Here is a 421-nt window from a genome sequence, read left to right on the forward strand (position 1 = left end):
GGCTGGTTCTGATGATAATACTGGTGCTGTAGTATCGGTTACAGTGATGGTTTGGGTATGACTTACCGTGTTTCCACAGTTGTCTGTTGATTCCCATTTGCGTACGATTTCTCCACATCCATCTACTACCGTATTGCTTACTTCGGTAAAAATTACATCTACTACAGTATCACAGTTATCTGTTGCGGTGATGGTTGGTACTACTGGAATTGCTTCACAGTCTACGCTTACATCAGCTGGTTCTGATGATAGCACTGGTGCTGTAGTATCGGTTACAGTGATGGTTTGGGTATGACTTACTGTGTTTCCACAATTATCTGTTGATTCCCACTTGCGTACAATCTCTCCACAACCGTCAACTACCGTATTACTTACTTCTGTAAATACTACATCTACTACAGTATCACAGTTATCGGTTGCA

1 protein-coding gene is annotated in these 421 nt (G+C 41.8%); it reads right to left on the reverse strand.

Features of this window, described 5'->3' with window-relative positions:
* On the reverse strand, nucleotides 1-421 hold a 421-nt coding region (locus LCI24_RS16935), incomplete at both ends, for an HYR-like domain-containing protein (protein ID WP_476691259.1).

The sequence above is a fragment of the Tenacibaculum larymnensis genome (assembly GCF_028829235.1).
GTDB lineage: Bacteria > Bacteroidota > Bacteroidia > Flavobacteriales > Flavobacteriaceae > Polaribacter > Polaribacter larymnensis.